This is a genomic window from Pseudocolwellia agarivorans (genome assembly GCF_002000085.1).
Classification (GTDB): domain Bacteria; phylum Pseudomonadota; class Gammaproteobacteria; order Enterobacterales; family Alteromonadaceae; genus Pseudocolwellia; species Pseudocolwellia agarivorans.
On sequence record NZ_MUZU01000002.1, the window covers coordinates 328,110 to 351,036 of the forward strand.

At 34.3% G+C, this 22,927-nt stretch carries 18 protein-coding genes, 4 tRNA genes and 1 riboswitch; all 22 genes read right to left on the reverse strand.

The features are described from left to right. Positions 1-26: 26 nt before the first annotated feature. The 22 genes from B0X80_RS04470 to B0X80_RS04575 all read right to left on the reverse strand — a co-directional run bounded on the left by B0X80_RS04470 (position 27) and on the right by B0X80_RS04575 (position 22,876). Positions 27-851 (reverse strand): LytR/AlgR family response regulator transcription factor, encoded by an 825-nt coding sequence (locus B0X80_RS04470; RefSeq protein WP_077338603.1) that lies wholly within the window; start codon positions 849-851, stop codon positions 27-29. Then, complete coding sequence (locus B0X80_RS04475) at positions 848-1,930, reverse strand: sensor histidine kinase (RefSeq protein ID WP_077338604.1); 1,083 nt, start codon at positions 1,928-1,930, stop codon at positions 848-850. The genes B0X80_RS04470 and B0X80_RS04475 overlap by 4 nt, the downstream gene beginning before the upstream one ends. Before the next feature lie 76 nt (positions 1,931-2,006). Further along, positions 2,007-2,906 (reverse strand): phosphotransferase, encoded by a 900-nt coding sequence (locus tag B0X80_RS04480; protein ID WP_077338605.1) that lies wholly within the window; start codon positions 2,904-2,906, stop codon positions 2,007-2,009. A gap of 7 nt (positions 2,907-2,913) precedes the next feature. Then, a complete protein-coding gene (gene pnuC, locus B0X80_RS04485) occupies positions 2,914-3,537 on the reverse strand; it encodes a nicotinamide riboside transporter PnuC (RefSeq protein ID WP_077338606.1) in 624 nt (207 codons plus the stop codon). Between the two features lie 27 nt (positions 3,538-3,564). Beyond that, positions 3,565-3,831 carry a hypothetical protein gene (locus B0X80_RS04490; RefSeq protein WP_077338607.1) on the reverse strand — a complete coding sequence of 89 codons (267 nt, stop codon included), beginning with the start codon at positions 3,829-3,831 and terminating at the stop codon, positions 3,565-3,567. Between the two features lie 73 nt (positions 3,832-3,904). Beyond that, positions 3,905-6,028 carry a TonB-dependent receptor gene (locus B0X80_RS04495; RefSeq protein ID WP_077338608.1) on the reverse strand — a complete coding sequence of 708 codons (2,124 nt, stop codon included), beginning with the start codon at positions 6,026-6,028 and terminating at the stop codon, positions 3,905-3,907. Between the two features lie 53 nt (positions 6,029-6,081). Continuing rightward, a riboswitch (TPP riboswitch) is annotated at positions 6,082-6,192 on the reverse strand. Positions 6,193-6,321: 129 nt separating this feature from the next. Further along, the gene (locus tag B0X80_RS04500) at positions 6,322-6,672 is read right to left on the reverse strand and encodes an HIT domain-containing protein (protein WP_077338609.1); all 351 of its coding nucleotides are present in this window, start codon (positions 6,670-6,672) and stop codon (positions 6,322-6,324) included. 58 nt (positions 6,673-6,730) lie between these two features. Further along, positions 6,731-9,832, reverse strand: coding sequence for an efflux RND transporter permease subunit (locus tag B0X80_RS04505; protein WP_077338610.1), 3,102 nt, complete (start codon positions 9,830-9,832; stop codon positions 6,731-6,733). After that, a complete protein-coding gene (locus B0X80_RS04510; RefSeq protein WP_245825389.1) occupies positions 9,829-11,151 on the reverse strand; it encodes an efflux RND transporter periplasmic adaptor subunit in 1,323 nt (440 codons plus the stop codon). The genes B0X80_RS04505 and B0X80_RS04510 overlap by 4 nt, the downstream gene beginning before the upstream one ends. A gap of 1 nt (position 11,152) precedes the next feature. Then, positions 11,153-12,625 carry an efflux transporter outer membrane subunit gene (locus B0X80_RS04515; RefSeq protein WP_175623873.1) on the reverse strand — a complete coding sequence of 491 codons (1,473 nt, stop codon included), beginning with the start codon at positions 12,623-12,625 and terminating at the stop codon, positions 11,153-11,155. A gap of 213 nt (positions 12,626-12,838) precedes the next feature. Next, on the reverse strand, positions 12,839-13,852 hold the full coding sequence (gene galE, locus B0X80_RS04520) for a UDP-glucose 4-epimerase GalE (protein ID WP_077338613.1): 1,014 nt from the start codon (positions 13,850-13,852) through the stop codon (positions 12,839-12,841). 47 nt (positions 13,853-13,899) lie between these two features. Continuing rightward, entirely contained in the window at positions 13,900-14,796 is an 897-nt protein-coding gene (locus tag B0X80_RS04525; protein ID WP_245825398.1) for a sugar kinase, read from the reverse strand. A gap of 126 nt (positions 14,797-14,922) precedes the next feature. Further along, on the reverse strand, positions 14,923-16,413 hold the full coding sequence (locus tag B0X80_RS04530; protein ID WP_077338614.1) for a mannitol dehydrogenase family protein: 1,491 nt from the start codon (positions 16,411-16,413) through the stop codon (positions 14,923-14,925). 244 nt (positions 16,414-16,657) lie between these two features. After that, positions 16,658-18,478, reverse strand: coding sequence for an acyl-CoA dehydrogenase C-terminal domain-containing protein (locus tag B0X80_RS04535; protein ID WP_077338615.1), 1,821 nt, complete (start codon positions 18,476-18,478; stop codon positions 16,658-16,660). Between the two features lie 498 nt (positions 18,479-18,976). After that, a tRNA-Asp gene (locus tag B0X80_RS04540) sits at positions 18,977-19,053 on the reverse strand. A 46-nt stretch (positions 19,054-19,099) separates the two neighbouring features. Beyond that, a tRNA-Asp gene (locus tag B0X80_RS04545) sits at positions 19,100-19,176 on the reverse strand. Between the two features lie 53 nt (positions 19,177-19,229). Continuing rightward, positions 19,230-19,306 (reverse strand) — tRNA-Asp (locus B0X80_RS04550). Positions 19,307-19,354: 48 nt separating this feature from the next. Next, a tRNA-Asp gene (locus B0X80_RS04555) sits at positions 19,355-19,431 on the reverse strand. Between the two features lie 140 nt (positions 19,432-19,571). Beyond that, positions 19,572-20,858, reverse strand: coding sequence for a TIGR03503 family protein (locus B0X80_RS04560; protein ID WP_175623874.1), 1,287 nt, complete (start codon positions 20,856-20,858; stop codon positions 19,572-19,574). A 66-nt stretch (positions 20,859-20,924) separates the two neighbouring features. Next, entirely contained in the window at positions 20,925-21,647 is a 723-nt protein-coding gene (gene dnaQ, locus B0X80_RS04565) for a DNA polymerase III subunit epsilon (RefSeq protein WP_077338617.1), read from the reverse strand. Between the two features lie 22 nt (positions 21,648-21,669). Then, positions 21,670-22,158, reverse strand: a complete 489-nt coding sequence (locus B0X80_RS04570; protein ID WP_076418710.1) for a DUF2919 family protein — start codon at positions 22,156-22,158, stop codon at positions 21,670-21,672. Next, positions 22,151-22,876: a DUF599 domain-containing protein gene (locus B0X80_RS04575; protein WP_076418711.1), complete on the reverse strand. Its 726-nt coding sequence runs from the start codon at positions 22,874-22,876 to the stop codon at positions 22,151-22,153. The genes B0X80_RS04570 and B0X80_RS04575 overlap by 8 nt, the downstream gene beginning before the upstream one ends. Between the last annotated feature and the right edge of the window lie 51 nt (positions 22,877-22,927).

Here is a 22,927-nt window from a genome sequence, read left to right on the forward strand (position 1 = left end):
CTTATGAATGACATTTTAGTTACCCATTACGAATTTACAATACTCTTTACTTTATCTTTATAGCTTCTACTTACTTTCAACTCTTTGTCATTACTCATAACAAGGTAGTATTCACCATTAAGTTGGCTGCAAAATTTACTAATGTAATTTTTATTAACCATTGTTGAACGGTGACTACGAATAAAAATTCTAGGGTCTAAGCTTTCTTCTAATTGCTTCATTGTTTGTCGAAGAATATGTGTTTCTGTCGCAGTATGCACGCACATGTAATCACCAGCAGCATCTATCCACAAAATATTTTTAACGGGTACCCTGCTTACTTCCCCAGCATCTTTTATGGCAAGTACATCTGAATAGTGATTAAAATGAATAGGTTTATTATTTTCTACAGCCTCTAAAATATCCTGACTCTTATTACCCGTTACATCACTGACAAGTTGAGCTAATTTTAATTTTTGTTCGGCATTGTCTTTATTAGCAATACGTTCTCTAATTTTTTCTAATGCGTTTTCAATACGAGAATCATCAGCGGGTTTTAATAAATAATCTTGAGCATGTATTTCAAAAGCTTTTAATGCATATTCTTCAAATGCCGTAACAAAAACAACAATTGGCATAGATAAGTTTTGAGCAATAATTTCGTTAACCACTTCAAAACCATTCAAACCTGGCATTTTTATATCAATAAACATTAAGTCAGGCTTATGTTCTTTGATTACTGCAAGAGCTTCCCGGCCATTACTACAATCTTTAATTATATTGATATCTTTATGCTCTGCTAACCTAACCATTAAGCCTTTTCTGGCCAATGGTTCATCGTCTACAACAATAGTGGATAAAACTTGTGTCATATTTCAGCTTCAACTTGGAGAGGAATTCTTATATTTACTTTAACACCTTTTGGAAAATTATTGGACACAATAAGAGAATAATCATTACCAAACAATGCTTGTAAACGTTCTCGAGTATTAACAAGTCCAATACCATTTTCGCGATGTAAGTTGTTATTAACGATAACGGCACCAGGACCATTATCTGACAATTCCATGTGTAAATTATTTTCAACAGCTTTCGCAGCTACAAAAATAGTTCCCCCTTCTTCCTGAACTGATATAGCATGTTTAATAGCATTTTCAGCAATTGGTTGTAAGATCATGCTCGGAACTAGCGCGTTATGACAGTTGTCATCTATATCAAAAATAACTTGTAAACGCTCTTCAAACCTAACTTTTTCTATGTCTAAATAAAGTGTTAGCACTTGAATTTCACTTTCAAGGGTGACTTTTTTCATTGGATCTTTATCTAAAGTATAACGTAGAAAGTCACTTAATTTGGTGACCATAGCATTAGCAACAGTATTATCTTTCACTAATATTAACGTTGAAATAGCATTAAGTGTATTAAATAAAAAGTGGGGATTTAATTGATATCTCAACATTTTTAGTTGAGCTTGGTGAGCTTCTGTATTCGCTGTTAATACATTTTGTTTTTCATTTTGAAGCATTTGATAATATTTAAGACCAAAATATAAAACACTCCAGCTGATCACTATATAAAATGACCACAGACTAAATTTAGTATAATAAATCAAGTATTCAGGGCGATAACCATGTTGATATATTTCCCAATAATTTAAATTTTTAATGACTTGCCAAATGACACCCGTTATAAATGAAACAACAATAAGACTGAACGCAATTTGAATAGGTTTAAAGTTCCAAACATAACGATATATGTAACGAAGTGGGACGGTTAGCATCCAACCAGAATAGGCATTAAGGAAAATAATAACAATGAAGATATCCCGAAGATCATGCAATAAAGATCCCAAGTAATGCACTAAAGCAAATCCAAACCAACCTACGGTATGCATTAGCCAAAATAACTTATCTTTATCTTTGATTAGGTTTTTCCAATTCACGAAAAACATCTCTATTTTATTTATACTGCATTATGCGGCAGGTTTTATCGCCCTGCACGGTAATTAACCGTAACATTCTAGCACCTTATCTCATTATCTCATTTAAAGGAAAATCACTAGCCCAAATACTATCAAATAATTTAAATTGTTCGAATGCAGATTTTTTAAACTTAATTTTACTCAACTGAGTTAATTTTTTCTCTTCCTTTTTTTCAATATACCACAACCCATTAAGAAGATATGAATATAATAAGTAGGTATTTAATAAGTTACGATCTATAACCGTACGGTAATTTAAAGATTCATAGCGGCTTAGTGTATAGGCTTGCTCATCTTTATTTAGCAAATTAATTGCAAAAAACATCGCAAGTTCAAACTCTTTTTCTGCTAAACAAGTACACTCAAAATCGATTAACCACGCTTTACCATAAGAAGTAATAATATTAGAAAAATTAATATCACCATGACAAACCACATAATTATGACTAAATTCTGTTGGAAGTTTACAAAGCAATGTCTGTATATGATCTTTTTGAGTATCAGAAAAACAAGAACTTTGAAAAGTTTGACTGATAATACTTATAATATTTAACGGCGGTACAACTACTTTTAATTGATGACATTGAGACATCAAATTAACTGCAGTGCTTATTTTATCTGTGTTTAAACTACTTATTCTATCGAGTGTTTGCCCCTCAATAAACTCATTTACCAACCAATGCTTATCTGCATAAATAATTTTAGGTGACAACCCACTATGAGAAGCAGCTTTGGAAGTTTTCATTTCATTTTCAAAAAATGAAATATTATCGTTATATTTTACAAAGTAACTTTGATCATTATGTTTAACTTTAAAACATAAACTGCTTTGCCCAGCCTCTATTTGATTAATAACAAAGGGTGATTGACGATTAAGCGCAGTAAAGCAAGGTAGCACCTTTATCATTGAACATAATTGATGATGGTTATGAATATGTTTAACCATGAATAATTTAATTCAACACTTCAGAATGAGTCATATCATCATCTTTATATTCTTGTCGCCAAATATAGTAACCGTAAGCTGCAATTAATATAAACACACCAAATAAGAAAGCAGTAGGCGTTAAACCTTTTTCTACATATAAATAAATAGAAACCGCGTCAATAACAATCCAATAGAGCCAGTTTTCAATCACTTTTTGCGCCACTAAATACGTTGAGAATACGGAAAATACAGTAGTCGCGCTGTCTAAATAAGGAAAATCCGTTGGTGTATATTTATCCATAAACCAGCCAACACTTAACGAAATAATAGTTAGTATGACTATAGAAATTAAATGTGTAGTCGCCGTGTATGTTTTTAGTTGAATGCTGTTACTATGAAAGTCTTCTGTAGGTTTATTCCAGCAATACCAGCCGTAAAAAGCCATTCCCATGTAATACACTTGCAGAAAGCTATCCATCCACAAATAAAATTTATAAAATAAAAAAGTGTAAATAACTGTACTTATAAAAGCAGCTGGCCAACACCAGATATTTTTTTTAGCGGCAAGCACCACATATAATAATGAAGCAATAACAGCAATGACTTCAAGAAGTGGTAGTGTTAAATAGTGATGTATAATATTTTCCATGACATGTAACCTTTTATAAATTAAGTATTACAGTTCAGGTTCAACTTCTGATCTATTTCCGCCAATAAACTTACAAACAAATACGGCGGCATCAACACTATGGTGAACTTTTTTAATTTCAGACATAACATGATGTACGGCTAAATCGTAATCTCCAAACACTTGCGTGCTCATACCATTAGTAACAACGTTTAAACCATCAACCCCGCGAAGTTTTTTAATAAAGTCCCATATTTCTTTTTTAAAGTTTTCTTCAGCTAATGGGTACAAACTAATTTCAATTGAAATATCCATAAAGGTCCTAAAATAATGAGTTTATGTAAACAAACGCCTATATCATTACAAAATAGGCGTTTTAATATATTAACTAAAATTTATAATCTAAAGTAATTCCCACTTGTCTTGGTGCACCATAACGTTGGTATTTTTTATTTACCCAATCTAGATCAGGTTCATTACCAAAGAAGAAACCACGAGTCGCTACTTTTTCATCTGTTAAGTTTCTTGCCCACAAAGATACAGACCAATCTTTGGCTTCATAACCTATTTTAGCGTTCACTAAATTAGCGCCTTCAGATTGTTCACTGTGACTATCAGAAAAGTAGAAATTATCTTTACCTGTTACGTTAATATTTGCAAATAGTCCCGAATCCGCCTGATAGGTAACACCAAAACTGTAGGTATATTTAGGTGAATGAGCGAGTTCTCTACCAGAAATATCAATGCTTGTGCCATATTTATCAAAATAGGCATAGTTGTCGTATGTTGCGCGTAAATAACCTAAAGTCGAATCGATAGTTAAGCTTTCAGTAACAGTATAATTAAGCTCTAACTCTAAACCATAAGCTTTTGAGCTTGTTGCATTTGCCGTGTAAATGGTAAATTGCTCTGGCTTAGCTGGATTTTGCTGTGAAGCATTAACTTGCTGATTTTTTCTATCCATATGAAAAAGAGCAAGTCGTGTGATTAATGTATTATCTAAAAAGTTAGATTTAAGCCCAATTTCTCGGTTAATTAACGTTTCAGTATCAAACTCTTTATACTGTTTTAATTCAGTAGGTAGCCCCATATTAAAACCGCCAGCTTTATAACCTCGCGCTAATCTAATATAAGCAGAATGCTGATGAGTGATAACCTTACTTAACGCTATATGACCACCCCACATGGTTTCATCTGGGTTAAAATTATCGCCTTCGCTATCTGAATATTCAGTTGTTCGTTTTTCAATACGAAGCCCTACAGATAACTGATGTGCATGAGGTAACCAGCTATCTAATTGTGTAAATACAGCATAATTATTAGCGGTATATTGTGAATCGAGAATTTCACTTTCCCAACCATTGTAATATGACTCTAAATCATTAGCTTCAGAGAGTTTACTAACATAAGCCCCTACTAACCAATCGGTAGAATCATTAAAGATTTTAGATGAATCGTTAGAGGTTAGCCTAAATTCTTGAGACCATACATCACGGTCTGCTTTTTTGTCCCATAAAAAGTCGTAAACACATGCTTCTCCTTCACAGTCTTTATCCAACCAGTATGCTGGGTTAGCCCAATCACCATCGTATGCATGTTGGTGCTCTGTAGTTGTATAACTACTTATTGCTTCAAACAGCCCAAAAGATAATCCGTTATAAGCAAACTTTAATGAGCTACCGTAAGATTTTTGGTTATCTGCACCGGGCTCGTCTGTAAGGGTATTAAAACCGTTATTGTCTAGTGTCCAAACATCAAAGCCGTTATCGTTATCAGCAAAAATATAGGTAAAATCTATTGAGAGATCTTCATCTGGAGTAAAGTGTAATTTAAATTTACCTGAGAACTCATCAATAGCATTGGTATCATCACGATTTAAAAATAGATTATCTCTATAACCATTTTGTTGATGTTGCTCTAAAGAAATACGATAGCTAAGCTCTTCTGTAATAGCACCTGAGCTAAAACCAGCAACATTAATTAAATCATCATTACCTAAAGTTGCTTTGAAACCATGCTCGCGTACCTGAGTTGGATCGTTCGATTTTAAATACACTAAACCCGCTAAAGCATTAGCACCAAAACGAGTACCTTGTGGGCCTCTAAGTACTTCAACTTGTTTTATGTCGTACATCGATGCAGCCATACCAAGACCAGATAAATCAATGTCGTCCACGATAAAACCTACAGATGAATTAGGCGCACCACGGTATTCTGAACGTTCACCCACGCCACGTATCTGTAAATATTTAGGACGCGATGTACCTCCAGAAAAATTTAAATTAGCAACGTTACCAATTAACTCTTCAAAATGTTGAATAGCTCTATCTTCAATTTGTTGCTCGCTGATAACAGCAATACTTGTAGGCACTTCAGCAAGAGATTGTGTTCTATAGCTTGAGCTAACGGTAATATGTTCTGTTTCGTCAGATTCATAGGCTTGAACAAAACTTGTAAAAGAAGCTAAATACGTAGTTAATGCAATAGATATTGCTGATTTAGAAAGGTTCATGTAGATCTCAATTTAAATAAAATAGTGATCTGGCTGAAAAGTGGCATTGTAGTGAAAGTAAACACAACCATTCCTCCGCCAGAATTAACTGGGTCAGGTTCAAAGGGTTTGCATTGCATCTCAGCCAAAATAAAAAATCTATTAAGGCACCCCTTGGTTTGGCGTGAATTCTAACAATATTTAAACGAATGTACAGAGTAAAAGAAAAATGAAGGGAGATTATTCAGCATTTTATTATCAGTTAAATAATAAAATGCTGTTAAAAAACCCAATATGAGATTTAAGACTAATTATTAAATAGAGAGCATTTTACCTAATGGCTCGCCACCCACTAAATGCATATGAATATGATAAACCTCTTGGCCACCATGCTTATTACAGTTCATAATTAAGCGATATCCATCTTCATTAATCCCCTCTTCCTTTGCTAATTTTCTAGCGACACTGAACATTCTTCCTATAGTAAGTTCGTCATCTTCAGTGATATCGTTTACCGTAGGAATTAACTTATTAGGGATAATAAGTATGTGGCTTTTAGCCTGTGGCGAAATATCTCTAAACGCTGTAACAAGGTCGTCTTGGTATAACAAAGGTGTTGGTATTTCTTGTCTAATTATTTTAGAAAAGATCGTTTCTTCTGCCATTACAATTCCTATATATTTTCATTCAAACTACATTCAGTTTAAAAACAAGTAAAACAGACTAAGCTGCACTAGAACTAAATAAATTTTGTTTGGTTTTTATTACCCACTGCGTTATATATTCAACTAACAAGTAATTAACGGGTACTAAAATTAACGTAATAAAAGTGGCAAATATAATACCAAAACTTAATGACGTTGCCATAGGTATTAAGAATTGTGCTTGAGTTGCTTTTTCAAACAGTAACGGCATTAATCCAAAAAAGGTAGTTAATGAAGTTAACATTACCGGTCTAAAACGTGAACGCCCTGCGGTTAAAACCGCTTCCATCAACTCAACACCTTGCTCACGCTTTTTGTTAATAAAGTCGACTAATACCAAACTGTCGTTAACCACAACGCCAATTAACGCCATCATGCCTAAAAGGCTAAAGATAGTAAGATCCATTCTCATGATCCAATGCCCCATTATTGCCCCAATAATTCCAAATGGAATGATCGACATAACAATAATCGGCTGAATATAAGAACGAAATGGTATCGCCAGCAAACAATAAATAATAAAAAATACAAAAATAAGACCTAAGGTTAAACTGTTAAACGACTCTGATTGTTCTTTAGCTTCGCCTTCAATAGCCAAACTCACATTAGGGTGTGAAGCAACCAACTCATCAACAAAAGGTCGTAAATCGGCATTTAATACTGTCATATTTGTGGTTTTTTTATCTACATCAGCCGTTACGTTTACACTACGAAAACGATCAATACGCGTAATAGCTGCTGGGCTTTTTCCAGGAACTAAACTGGCAATGTGCGATAAAGGTACTTGCCCGCCTGCTGGGGTTTCAATCAACATATCACGCAGGCTACTAATCGATTCTCGTTCTTCACGGGGAAACATAATGCTTACTCGCACATCATCACGTCCGCGTTGTATACGTTGAATTTCAGTACCAAAAAATGCACCTCTAACTTGCCGAGTCACATTGGCGCTTGATAAGCCCATAGCATACCCTTGCGCATTCAACACAATTTGAAGTTCTTCTTTCCCTTTAGATAAACTATCGGTAATTTCAAAAACAGAAGGATACGTTGCGAGTTTTTCTTTAATTTGATTCGCTACATCTTTTAATTCGTCGAAGTCATGCCCCATCAATTGAAAATCGATAGGTGAACCAGAACGTCCTAATTCAGCTCTATAAGTTAAACTTTCAGCTCCGGGTAATTCTCCAATTAAATTACGCCATTCATTTACTAATTGTCGAGAACCAATCCCCGTTGTATTTTGATCGGCAGGTAAAATTTCAAAACGCACACGTCCTGACTCATTACTGGTTATCGCTAATGTATTTAAAATAACGCTATTACCGTCTTCGTCACGATATTTATCTTGCAGTATTTTAGCTGCATTCGACATTTTTTGTACGTAACCATCAACCACATCAAAACTGGTACCTGCAGGCATAGTTAAATCAGCTCTTGCTGTTTCACTCGGTATACTTGGGAAAAATACAAACTTAGTCCAACCACTTGAAATAAACGCTGCAATTAAAATAAAAACACCCGCAAATAACGACAGTGTCGTAAGCTTATTTGTAACAGCTTTTTTAAGTAGCGGCTGATAATATTTTAGAATGGCATTTTCAAATCCATCAGCAAATCGCTGTTGCCATGCAGAAAATTTTGATTGTTTTGATTTTTCACTACGAAGCTTTAAGTGTTTTAAATGAGAAGGTAAAACAAATTTTGATTCGATTAATGAAAACAGTAAAACAGGAATAACAATCGCAGGAATTTGAAAGAAGATAGCTCCACGTCGCCCCTCTATAAAAGCTAAAGGTAAAAAGGCTGCAACAGTGGTAAGCACACCAAAAGTAACCGGCCCAGCGACTTCTTTAGTACCATTTATTGCAGCTTCTAAGCCTGATTTAGCGGTATGGGTATGACTATAAATATTTTCGCCAGTAACAATCGCGTCATCGACCACTATACCTAATACAAGAATGAAACCAAATAAACTCATTATATTGATGGTAACACCAATAAATGGCATGAGAATAAACGCGCCCATAAAACTAATAGGTATACCAATAAATACCCAAAAAGCGATAGAAGGTCTTAAGAACAAAGTTAATAAAATAAGAATAAGAATGCCACCTTGAATAGCATTCGTTATTAACGTGTTTAAACGACTTTTTACAATTTCAGAGTCGTCATCCCAATAACTTAAGGTAAAACCTACGGGTAATGTAGCTTGTCTTTCATCAATATATTCTCTAACGGCCTCAGCAACATCAATAGCATTTTGATTACCAATTCGGTATATATCAATCAATGCCCCTTGCTGACCATTAAAGCGAGCTCTAAGAGGTCTTTCACCAAAACCATCGTCTACTTTTGCAATATCAATTAAGTGTAATAAAGAACCATCTGGATTTGTTTTAATAACAATATTTTCATACTGTTCGCGGCTATAGGCTTGCCCTTTGCTACGAATGAGAACATCTCCACCTTCTGTTCTTACATTACCACCAGATACATCTTGAGAACTGGCTCGAACCGCCGCTAATATGTCTGATATAGATAAATTATATTGTCTTAAAGTATCCTGCTTAACTTCAATGATAATTTCGTAATCGCGTACAGCATCTAAAGAAAGTTGGGTAACTTCGGGTAAATTAAGTAAATCATCTCTAACTTTTTCAGCAAACTCTCTTATTTCTCGCTCACTGTATTCTGATGAAATTGTAACAGAAATTACATCACGTATATTTTGTCTAACTGAAGTAATAGGGTTTTCTATATCAGCAGGAAAGGTATTGATTGCATCAACTCGATTTTTTACATCAGAAAGTAATTGCCTTACATCGTAACCTGATTCTGCTTCTATTCTAACCGTTGCAGAACCTTCGACTGAGGTGCTGATCATTTTATCTATACCTTCAAGATCTTGAACAGCTTCTTCAACTTTAATAGCTAAGCCAAGTTCTACATCTTCAGGCGTTGCTCCACGTAACCTTAGCTTAACTTCTACAATCTCTGAGGCGAATGAAGGAAAAACTTCAACAGGTATATTACTTTTTAAGGAGAAAACCCCCATTAATAGAATGGTGATCATCAATAAATTGGCAGCAACATGATTTTTAGCAAACCAAGCGATCATTGTTCTGCTCCATTTGTATTACTCTGACGCTTTTCTCTTTGGGCTTTACGAAGCTCTCTTTGTTCAGGCGTTAAATTTTTCCGTTCTTTCTCATGACCTTTTATACCTGGTTCATTAGACTTGAGTTTATTCGAATTAACAACAGGTTCACCATCAATAGACTTAATAGCTACTCGCATACCTGAAGACACCTGTCCTAATGGTGTTAAAACTAAAAAGTCATTTTCATTTAAACCTTTATCAATAACAGACGATTTTCTGTTTTGCCAAACAATATTAATATTTCTTCTTTTTAACAGATTATCTTCTACAACATATACATAACTTCCTTGGTATATTGTTTTATTTGGTATTGTTATCGCATTTTCAATTACTTTACCTGAAATTTTCGCTGTAACATATTGACCTATTTTTATAGGATTAACCGCACTATTTTCTTTTCCGTAGGGATCATTAATTTGTGCAACAACAAATAATTGTTGAGACTTAGCATCTAGAGCGCCTTCGGTTCTTACCACCTTTCCTTGCCAAGACTGCTCACCAATAAGATCAGAGTAAAAGTTCACTTTTGGCAGTTCAATATTAGCGACTGTTGTTGAAGAAAAACGATTAGGTTCAGGTAATACAACATAAGGTAAGTCTTTATTTTTTATTGGTAATCGTATTTCCACATAATCTACCGCGTAAATTTCAGCTAATTGAGTATTTGGTGAAACAACCTGACCAATATCAACTTCCTTTTTTAATATACGCCCGGTATAAGGTGCTTTAATATCACTACGTTCTAATGCTAATTTTGCTTGAGACAGCGATGCTTCACTTGAAAGAACTTTGGCTTGAGCTGCCATTAACTGCGGTTTTCTTAACACTAAATCAGGCGCTTTATCAGTATTACCGAGTCTAACCCAATCTTGCTCGGCTTGTTCTGAACGTGCTTGTTCTTCTTGTAATGCTTGCTGTGCATTAAATAATGCCGATTTAGTTATTTGAATATTCGTTAATAAGTCTCGCTTATCTAATTGAATAAGGGTCTCACCTTTTTCGAAAAAACCACCTTCTCTAAATTTAGGGTTTATTTCAATAATCTGCCCTGATACTTGAGAATATAAAATGCTTTGTGTTCTAGGTTTTACGGTACCGTAACTTTCCACATCTATTTTAAGGTTTTCGGCCTTAATTTTAGTTACTTCAATATTTAGTTTAGCAACCGCTTCTTGCCTAGACTTCTTGATAGTCGGTGGATTAGAAACAACAACGTACGCCGTTACAGCGAAAGCGATTAAAACAAGTATTGGGAGTAATTTTCTTATAAGTTTCACGTTATTGTTCCTGAACATTTGAACGATTATTTTGATTAGCTAATAGAGTAGATTGTAATCCACCACCTAAAGCTAAATAGCTGTCAGCTCTATTTTGAAGAAGTTGATTGGTAAGTTGAATAAGTGTTGTTTGAGCATCAAACGCCCTTCTTTCTGACTCGAGTACCGTGGTATAAGTAACTAAGCCGCGCATATATTGATTAAAAGATAATTTTTGGGCTTCTAAAGCATTAACTTGCGCTTGTTTTGAGTAATTTAAACGCTCTATCAAAGATTCACGATTACTCATTAAGTTTTCAACTTGTTCAAAAGCGCTAAAAACTTGTGAAAGGTATTGTTGTTCTTTTTTTACAACTTCTAGTCTTGCCTGCTCTTCTAACGAAGCTAAAGCACCTCCATTAAAAATAGGTGTTGTTAAATTACCAATTAACGACCAGGTTAAAGGGTTTCCATTGAACAAATCACCTAGCTTACTATCAGCGTCTCCGTAGGTTCCACTTAAGGATAATTTAGGAAATCGTTGTTTATGTGCAACAGCAAGCCCTGCGTCTAAAGCTAATAATTCAAACCAGCTTGAAGCAATGTCGTTTCTACGAGTTAATAATTCAGCAGGTTTCTCAATATGAAAATCAATATTCATTTTAGGGAAACTACTTTCTACATCAAAGATTCCTTTTGGATAATCGCCTAACAATAATTCTAACGATCGTGCCACTTCTTTTACTTTTTGTTTTTGCTCTACAACACGTTCTAATTCGCGGTTAACACTATTTTTAGTTAAATAAACGTCTAACGCCTCACCTAAACCGAGTCGATAAGATGATTTGATCATCTCTAAGTTTTTGTTTAAGTTCTTCGCTCTTTCTTGATATAAGCTTAATAATTTTTTAGCTTCTATCAAACTGTACCAACGTTTAATAACATTGGTAACTAACGTTAATTTTTGATGTTCGTATTGCGATTTAGCTGATGCATACGCTAATTGCTGTTGTTGCTGTTTGTCTGAAAGTTGTCCCCAAATATCCACTTCATAACTTAAGTTAAGCCTAAGATTCGCTGTAGTTTGATATGTTTCAGTATTTTGGGTTAATGTTTTTCGCCTTGTATTATTGGCTGAAAGCGATAACTCAGGAAAATCACTCGCATTAGACACTACTAATCGTTCTTTAGCGAGAGCAACAGTAATCGCTTGAGATTGAAGATCATTGTTGTTTTCAAGCGCAACCTTAATTGCAGATACCAACTTATTATCTTCAAATTCTGTTACCCATTGATCAAAATGAGGTGTTTTAGAGGATATATGTACATTCGATGTGTTAGTTTGCCACTGTTCAGGCAACGCTATATTTCTACTCTCTTCACTGATTGCAGATGTATTTGAACAAGATTGAGTAAAAAAAACAAAAGGAAGTATTGTTATAAATAAGGCATAAGAAGGCTTATTTTTAAACTGATTAAAACAAGCTATAGTCAAAGCAATACCTGAAGATATTAATTATTATAGGTATACAATATAAATGAATGAACCTATATAAAACAAGCACTTTTACATTAGCTTACATAATTTAATCGCCTAATTTTAATAAGAAATTAAAGAAAAAATTAATAAAAAAGCCAATCACTTTTCAGTCATTGGCTTTGTTTTTTTAAAGAAAATGGTTTGCACCATTCAATTAATAAATATTGATTACGCGTTATAACCGTTCGGGTTATTTGACTGCCAGCGCCATGAATCATTTACCATATCTTCTAAAGACTTTTCGGCTTTCCAGTTTAGAACTGAAGCTGCGTGCGCAGGGTTTGCATAACATTGCCCAATATCACCTGGGCGACGCTCAACAATTTGGTAAGGTACATCTTTACCGCAAGCTTTAGAAAAGGCCTTTACCATCTCCAATACTGAATAACCTTGGCCTGTACCTAAGTTAAAGGTATGACAGCCCGCATTACCATGCAATGTTTCAATAGCTCTTACATGACCTTTAGCTAAATCAACTACATGAATGTAATCACGTACGCCTGTACCATCTACAGTATCGTAATCATTACCAAAAACAGATAAAAATTCACGTTTGCCTACAGCAACCTGAGTAATAAATGGCATTAGGTTGTTTGGAATACCTTTTGGATCTTCACCAATTGTACCTGAAATATGAGCGCCAACAGGGTTGAAGTAACGTAGTAATACTACAGATAAGTTACTGTTTGCGTTAACCGTTTCACGACACATTTGTTCAACAACTAATTTGGTTTGCCCGTAAGGGTTTGTTGTACTTAGTGGGAAGTCTTCAGTAATTGGAACCGTAGCCGGATCACCATAAACCGTAGCAGAAGAACTAAACACTAATGTATTTACGTTATGCTTTTCCATTACCTGCATTAATACACGAGAACCATTTACATTATTATCATAATATTTAAGAGGAACTTGCGTTGATTCACCTACAGCTTTTAAGCCAGCAAAATGAATTACCGCATCAATAGTATGTTGAGAGAAAGCTGCATCTAATGCTGCTTCATCACGTATGTCAGCATTGATAAAGGCAACTTTTTTACCCGCTATTTTTTCAACACGGCGTAATGACTCTTCACTACTGTTACTTAAATTATCAACAATAACCACTTCATGATTCGCTGCTAATAATTCAATACATGTGTGAGAACCAATATAACCTGCCCCACCTGTTACTAATATTTTCATGACAAAATCTCCAGTATATTTTTAATATTTAGTCCATAAACACTTATTTAAAAATGTTTTTTATCAACAATTGCACCGTGGTGTTGAACAACAATAGAAGCGACGCGAGCAGCGCTTACTAAAGCGTCTTGTATACCTTCACCTTTTAGACGAGCAGCTAAATAGGTTCCTGCAAACGAATCACCAGCAGCTGTTGAATCAATCTGTTTTGCTGCAGGAGTAAAAGGTAGATGATACTCTTTATTTGCTTCATCGTATGCATACACACCATCTTTCCCACACTTTATAACCTGTTCATTTACATTAAATTTTTTCATGTAAGAAATAACAGACTCTCGATCATTTTGATCTAATAAATCGCTATGATCTTCTAAACCGGGTAATACAAGATCACTTCGGCTGTATATTTCTTCTAACCAATGGATTGCATGTTCTTTGCTGTTCCACATTCTAGGACGATAGTTAGGATCAAAAACTATTTTTGCTCCTTTACTTTTTAACAGATCGATTAACGACATCAACTTATGTTTATCTTCATCGCTAAAAATAGCTAATGTTATGCCACTCAGGTAAACAAAATCAAAAGAACTTTCTGTTAATTGTTTAACATCTACTAATTGCATTAATTGTGTTGCAGCAGAACCATCGCGCCAATAAGAAAAGCTGCGTTCGCCTTCATCATCTGTAGTTATTGAATAAATACCAATAGGTTTATCTTGCGATATTTTTACAAAATCAGAATCTATACCTTCTGATTTCCATACTTTAAGCATTTCTTCGCTAAAACCATCTTTACCTACAGATGATAAATATTGAATATTAGCTTCAGGAAAGTAACGTTTAGCATACACAGCTGTATTATAAGTATCTCCAGCAAAAGACTTAACTAAACAGTTATTATTATCGGTTCGTAGTTCGAGCATACACTCACCAATGATTAACATAGACGACACGGTAATTCTCCATATAAAATGCAATAAAAAAGGCTAGTTATCACTAGCCTTTAATTATATCTATTATTTTAGGTAGAGCGCTACCATCATATAGCATTATCTTATATTTAAATCTTATTAAACAAAGATAGCTTCAGTAGAATCACCTTCAGAAAGAAGAGGTAACATAAGTTTATATTTATTTTGCAGGCTTTTAATAAAATGCTGGTTTTGTGCTAATTCAGGTTTAAATACTTGTTCAATTGAACATAGTATTTGAATATCGTGCTCAATATCATTATTACACAATGAAACTTTTTTCAGTAAATTGTCTGATAAAGGATCCACTAGTTCTTCTTTTTCTATATATCGTTTACGCAAAAATAAAAACCAAGCAACAATAGCTCCGCTTAACGATGCTATGCTTCGTTTATCATTAAGGTTTTGCTCTATTATAGGAAGAATTCTCATCGGCAATTTTTGCGAACCATCCCAAGCAATTTGAGCTAACAAGTGCCTTATGGCTGGATTTCTAAAACGTTCTAAAATTTCATTACTGTAAGCTTTAGCATCAAGTTCTTTAGGTGAAATAAATGATGGAATAATCTCTTCGTCTACCATTTTTTCAATAAAAGCAACCAAGTTAGGCTTTTGCATTGCATCAAAAACCGTTTCACAACCAAGAAGTACACCAATGTAAGCTAATGTTGAATGCGGACAATTAAGTAAACGTAATTTGGCATTTTCAAAACCTTCAACATCTGAAGTTAACACTGCTCCAGCAGCTTCCCATGCAGGTCTATCTTCAGGTAAGCAATCTTCAATAATCCACTGTAAAAAAGACTCTCGTTTAATAGGCCAATTATCTTTAATTGAAAACTCTTCTTCTATTAATTCACGTAAACTGTCATCAGTAGCAGGAGTAATACTATCGACCATAGTACAAGGACAAATAAGGTATTTTGATAACCAATCAGCTAAGTCATTGTCAAATGCCTGCGCAAACTGAATAACTGCAGCACGTAATTTTTTACCGTTGTCTGTAATATTGTCGCAACTAACAATACAAAAAGGAGCTAGCCCCTTTGTTTTTCTAATAGCTAATGCATTCGTTAACATACCAACAGCTGTAATAGCTTGTGCGCTATTTGATTCTTTTGCTGTAGCTAAGTCTTGAATAATTTCGCTGTGAGTAAGATCTAAGTGCCCTTCGTTATTTAAGCAGTAACCTTTTTCAGTAATAGTTAACGTAACAAACTTAGTGTTAGGAGTTGATAAACGCTCAATAACCGCTTTGTATTGTTGAGTTGCAATCAATACTTCAGTTATAGAGCCAACAACTTGATATGAATTTTTACTATCTAATTGCGCTAAACTATATAAACCATTTTGTGGTGTTAAAGCATCGCTTACGCCAGTCGAACGCATTGAAACGGCACTGATACTCCAATCGCCACCTTGAGATTGTAATGCTTGATGAGTATACCAAGCCTGATGACCTCTAAAAAATGCTCCTGGGCCTATGTGCACGATACCTATTTCAGGTTTATGATGCTCACTGCGGTATGTGGGTACATCAACCCCTTTATTTGCTAACTCATGTAATGATTTATCGCACAACAACTTCATTATTTTTCCTTTCAAAAAAACCAATTTAATTCAAATGCAATATACATTATTTATATTTAAATTCAAATGTAATTAAAAAGTTTTGCATATCCTTATTTCACTAAATAATAAGGATACTTTGTAATAAAACCTGTTTATAAAAAGATTATCTTTCTTAATATAAATAAAAAAGCCATTAATAAATTAATGGCTTTTAGCTAAATTAATGACTCATACTAGAACAAGTCATAGTTCATTTAAATAATTATAGGAAGGATAATAACTCTTCGTCTAACTGCATTAATGTTTTTGGATCTGCCATCATAGTTACGGCTAACGACTTAGTTCTAGGTAACATTTTTTCGAAATAGAATTCTGCAGTTTTAATTTTAGCGCGATAGAAATCTCTATTCTCTACATCACCAGCTAACTTCTCATAGGCAGATTGAGCCATTTGCGCCCACATATAAGCCATAATAATATAACCTGAATACATTAGGTAATCGACAGAAGCTGAACCAACAAAGTCTCTATTCTTTTTAGCTTTCATTGCTAATCTAAAAGTATGTTGTTGCCAATTTGCTACGGCTTTACTCAATGGCCAAATAAACTTATTCATTTGACGTTTATGAGGATTACTTGAGATCATGCTTTTTTCTTTACAGAAAGATAAAATTTCAAAACTAAACTCTTTTAAAGAACTACCTCTTGTTAATAAAATTTTACGTCCTAGTAAATCTAACGCTTGTATACCCGTAGTACCTTCATAGAGAGTAGCAATACGTGTATCTCTAACTATTTGTTCCATCCCCCACTCTTTAATATAACCATGTCCTCCAAATATTTGTAAACCATGATTAGCACTCTCTAAACCGAGCTCAGTTAAAAAAGCTTTTAAAATAGGTGTAATAAAACCTAACTGGGTATCTGCAATTTTTCTCTCTTCATCTGTTTTAGCCATTTCAATTTTATCAACGAGTTTTGCTGCAAAATAGATCATGGCACGCCCACCTTCAGAAATTGCTTTTTGTGTCATCAGCATTTTACGAACATCAGGATGAACAATAATAGGATCAGCTACCTTTTCAGGCGCTTTTTTACCCGTTAAAGAACGCATTGAAAGTCGCTCTTTAGCGTAAATAAGAGAGTTTTGAAAAGCTAACTCTGCAGCACAAACACCTTGTAGTGCTGTACCTACTCGAGCTGTATTCATAAAGGTAAACATACATTCTAAACCTTTATTTTCAGGCCCAATTAAAAAGCCTTTAGCATTATCAAAATTCAGTACAGCTGTAGAGGAAGCTTTTATCCCCATTTTGTCTTCAATAGAACCACAAGTCACATTGTTAAACTCACCAATATTACCTGCAGAATCTACTTGCATTTTGGGAACAATAAATAAAGAAATACCACGAGTGCCTGCAGGTGCATTAGGTAAACGAGCCAATACAATATGAATAATATTATCTGTTAAGTCGTGTTCACCCGCGGAGATAAATATTTTAGTTCCACTGATATCAAACGAACCATCATCATTAGGCACTGCTTTTGTTTTTACTTGCCCTAAATCAGTACCACATTGAGGTTCAGTTAAGCACATTGTGCCTGTCCAAGTACCTTCAGTTAATTTAGTTAAATAAACTTCTTTCTGCTCATCAGTGCCGTGTTCATGAATGGTATTCATCGCACCATGGCTTAAACCAGGATACATTGCAAACGACCAGTTAGCTGTTCCCATCATTTCAGATTTAACCATGCCTAATGATGAAGGTAAGCCTTGCCCACCGTAACCTTCAGGATGAGAAAGTGATTGCCACCCACCGTCAACATACTGTTGATATGCTTCTTTAAAACCTTCTGGAGTAGTAACTTTACCTTGTTCAAATGTACAACCTTCTTTGTCTCCACTTTGATTTAATGGCAAAAGTTCACCTTCACAAAACTTGGCACATTCTTCCATAATGGCATCAACTAAGTCTGGAGTAGCTTCAGCAAACTCAGGTATTTTTTCATAATGTCCGTAATAATCGAAAACATCTTCAATTAAAAACTTTATATCCTTTATGGGCGCTTTGTAAGTTAGCATCAGGCGTACTCCTAAAATTTAAGTGGATCTAATGCTTTCAATTAAACATTAAGTTTTGTAACAAGTCAACTGGTCGTACCTCTTATTTTAAATTATAAAAATCTAGACCATATAATAGCTTTATAAAGGATAGTTCATTTTTTAAAAATTGAATTGTTGATAAGCTTTAGTAGATGAAATGATTAATAAGCTGAATTTCAATTTAGCAAACTAATAAGTAATTAATTGATTTAATATTTTTTTTTATTTTATTATTACAATATCGATAGAGATTCAAAGAATATTATTCAATAAAAATAGTTAAGTAAAACAGACGTAAATTGAGTATGCGAAAATATTTTATTGATGCGTTAGATCAATAAGAGAAAATACATTTTGATAAAAAGGTGAATTACATCAGAGTAACATTCTATGTTGAAATAATGACGTTTACTGAATACTTTAGGAAGAATTTATACTATGAAATGCTATTGAACTAGGAGATATTATTTTAAAAATTGGCGGAGTGGACGGGACTCGAACCCGCGACCCCCGGCGTGACAGGCCGGTATTCTAACCAACTGAACTACCACTCCGCTATTTTTAAAAAGTTATAAAATAAGAAGAAAAAACAAATAAAATTGGCGGAGTGGACGGGACTCGAACCCGCGACCCCCGGCGTGACAGGCCGGTATTCTAACCAACTGAACTACCACTCCGCAGAGATTTTATTTGAGATTTATAGGTCTCACCTATTTTATATAAAAACAATTGGCGGAGTGGACGGGACTCGAACCCGCGACCCCCGGCGTGACAGGCCGGTATTCTAACCAACTGAACTACCACTCCGCTATATCGTTTTTAGATTTTTTTCAGGATTCTTAACCTTAGATTAATTGGCGGAGTGGACGGGACTCGAACCCGCGACCCCCGGCGTGACAGGCCGGTATTCTAACCAACTGAACTACCACTCCGCTATAAATCACTACAAACAACATCTCGTTGAATGCGGCGGAGATAATACGGTTATGAAGAGTGTCAGTCAACCACTTTTTTAATATTATTAACTGTATGGGTGATTGATGAACAAAACGTTGGAAAACTCATCAAATTTTCAATGATTCTTCTTTGTATTTTGCTTTTTTCTACGTAATGATAAAAATACAAAAACACAAACACCTAAAAGAATAATGACACCATTAACTACTCCAATCATGATATACATTTGTTTTTGCTCTTCTTCTTTCTCTGCTTTAAGTCTTGCCTCTTCAATAGCTCGAGCTTCAGCCTCTAATGCTTCTTTCTCTGCTTGTATTTCAGCTGCTGTTTTTCTTGGTACCATAACCTCGTTGCCTTCCTCATCAAAAGAAGGAACTAATAGCCCGTTTTTATTTTCAGCATTAAAGGTAAATTCGTGTAATGTTAAAACAAATTCACGACCTGTTATTGTTTTTCCGAAAACATCAACACTAACACGATGAACACCAGCCTCTGTATATTCTATCTCCTTTGTTCTGGAATGACTTTCTTCTTCAAGTAACGAGAATGGAACTTCTTGCTTATCAGGATACACAACCTTTCCTTGTAATATAATGCTACTAGGATCAACATAGGTTTCATCTATATCGAATGTAAGAATATGCTTAACTCCCTCTTCATCACTTGCTTTAACAGATATCTTAACGGGTGATTTTTGAACAATAATAGGTTTCTGTCTTAATTCCCTATTCATTAAAGGCATTTTTACATAATAAATAGGTACCCATTCACCTGGGGCAAAGTTTAAAACAAACTCCCCAGTATAAATTCCATCTCCAGCTTTTTCATCAAAGCCATAACCATCATCTAAAAAAGATCCCAACTTAATGGGTTGAGCACCAAAATTATCGTATAATCGGTTATTAGAACTGAATAAATCAATGTCTAAATTAACAACCGCTCTAAAGAGTGGATCACTTAACCCTTTTTCACCATTCATTAAACGACCTGTTACTTTTAATGTTTCTCCCGCTAATAAAATTTCTGGTAGAGGCTCTACTTTAATCACTACGTCTGTTACCACAAGAATTTGACTACCAGGTAATATTTGTCCTATAGCTTGCCAAGGTCCGGCCATTGGTTTTTTTATTTTGATTAAATCGTAGGTACGATCATCAAACCATTCAACACTGCCATCTTCAGGTAAACTATTTATTTTAAGTTTACTCCCATTAGGCCTGACAAGAATTATAGGTTGAGACCCTCTTTTTCGATAAAAAATCAGTTTTAATTCTTCTATATTGGCATCAATACGAAAGCGGTTATCAAAATAAGGTATTTGATTGGTTATATTGTCTGAATCGTAATAATTAACTTGAGGTACATCTTCTGCAGCAAAAACAAGTTGGGGCAAAAAAAACAATAATGTGCTTATATAATAAAATATATGAAACAATTTATTATTTTTCCTCATTGGTATGTTTCCCATTTATTTTCCCCATAGTGGTGAACTTCCTTTCTTTTCAATAATAGCTAAGCGTTCTTGATGTGCAATCACTTCATCGGCCGTAGCGCCAATAATCTTTAATTTTGGTCTATTAGGATCAAGTCTGCGAATCTCATTTGAGTCGCCACTTTCATTGTCTCCAACAAGTAAATTAAATGCTGCCTGCTTACGCGTCATTTCAACATAAACAAAGGCAAGCAATTGAGCATCAATTAATGCGCCATGATAGGTTCGGTCGACTAGCTTATCTACTTTATAAAACTTGGCTAAATAATCTAATGTTTTAGGTGAACCAAACTCATCTTTAGACACTTTCAATGTATCAATCACGGTGCACATATCATACGTCATAGGTACTTTTTTCGTGAGCATTGAAAACTCATGATCCATAAAGCCCACATCGAATTTCGCGTTATGGATAACTAATTCAGCACCATCAATAAATTTAATAAAATCATCAGCAACTTGTGAAAAAATAGGCTTATCACTTAAAAATTCATTCGTTAAACCATGAATATCAATAACCTCTTGTTCCATTTGAATTAAAGGATTGATATAAACATGGTAATTTCGACCGGTTAATTGACGATTAACCATTTCAACACAACCTATTTCAACTATTCTATGACCTTCTCGAGGGTTTATACCTGTTGTTTCTGTATCTAGAATAATTAATCTTTCATCTTGCTTTTCAATATTACTCACGTATAAAACCTTCTAATTGAAATTACTTAACGATTTTTTCAGGAAACTCTTGAATATTTAATTTTATCTTATGGCTGCTATATAAAAACACAATCAATAATAACGTTACCAACAATTGTATTAACAACCAAGATAAGGATAGAAGCGACAAGTAAAAATAACCAACAATACTCACACTTAAATCAACGAGTAGTGCAAATAATAAAAACTTTCTAATATGCTTCCAACAAACTTTAACCCATGGGTAGGCTTCAGGTCTTCTTAAACTAATAATAAGTACAACAAATAACCCCACAGCTCCTGAAACTAAACTTAAATAAAACATTTTAGGATCAGGAAAAACCATTTTAATGGTATCTGTTTGGTTTTTCATATTAGAAATAGACAATATCCACACTATATAGCCCCTTGTTACAAAAGCTAATATTGCATAAATGCTTTTAGATAACTTTAGACAGTCGAATTGATTAAAATCTTTAAGAGAATACTGCGCATATTGATGTTTACGCATCAGGAAACCTTTCTGCTCGATCTTTTTCTAAAAGGTTTTGGGCTAACGTAATAGCCTTAACCGTTTTAGAATTAAACTCTCGATTATATAATGTATAAACAACACAAATAGTAGCAACAATAGATAATAACGGATGATAAAACCAACACATGACCGCAATAGAAAAATAATAAGCACGTAAACCGTAATTATATGAATGGGCAGCTTGATCATGCACTACAGCCATTTGCCTAGCATAAGCTCTAAGATTTTCATTTAAACCGGTTTCATCAACAGGTGCAGCCCCTATCATTACATTTAAAAAGCCATATTGCCTCATTGACCAAGTAAATTTAAAAAACGACATGACAAAAATAAAAGCCAATATACCGAGTTTAAATTGAAACATATGCGCACTTGACATCGCAGCGTAAGGTATGGAATACAACACCTCTTGAACCTGTTCTGTTTTTGCAAACAGAGTAAGAATACCCGCGATAACCAGTAAAGTTGTAGAAGCAAAAAATGCAATATTACGTTCAAGGTTGGAAATTAAAGAAGCCTCCCCTACCCTAATATCTTTTGTTATAGCCTCATACATCCAGTGAATACGGTGCTGATTTAAACACCTAGCAATGCAATTGGTTGACTTGGCTTTTTTTCTTGCAAAAAACGTATAGCCCACCCAGAACGTAATCAAACAAAATAAAGCTGTGTAATCTAATAAATATAAAGACATTTAATTAAGCGCATAAAGTTTTTCTTTATTATGCAGTAGAGCCAGTAAAGA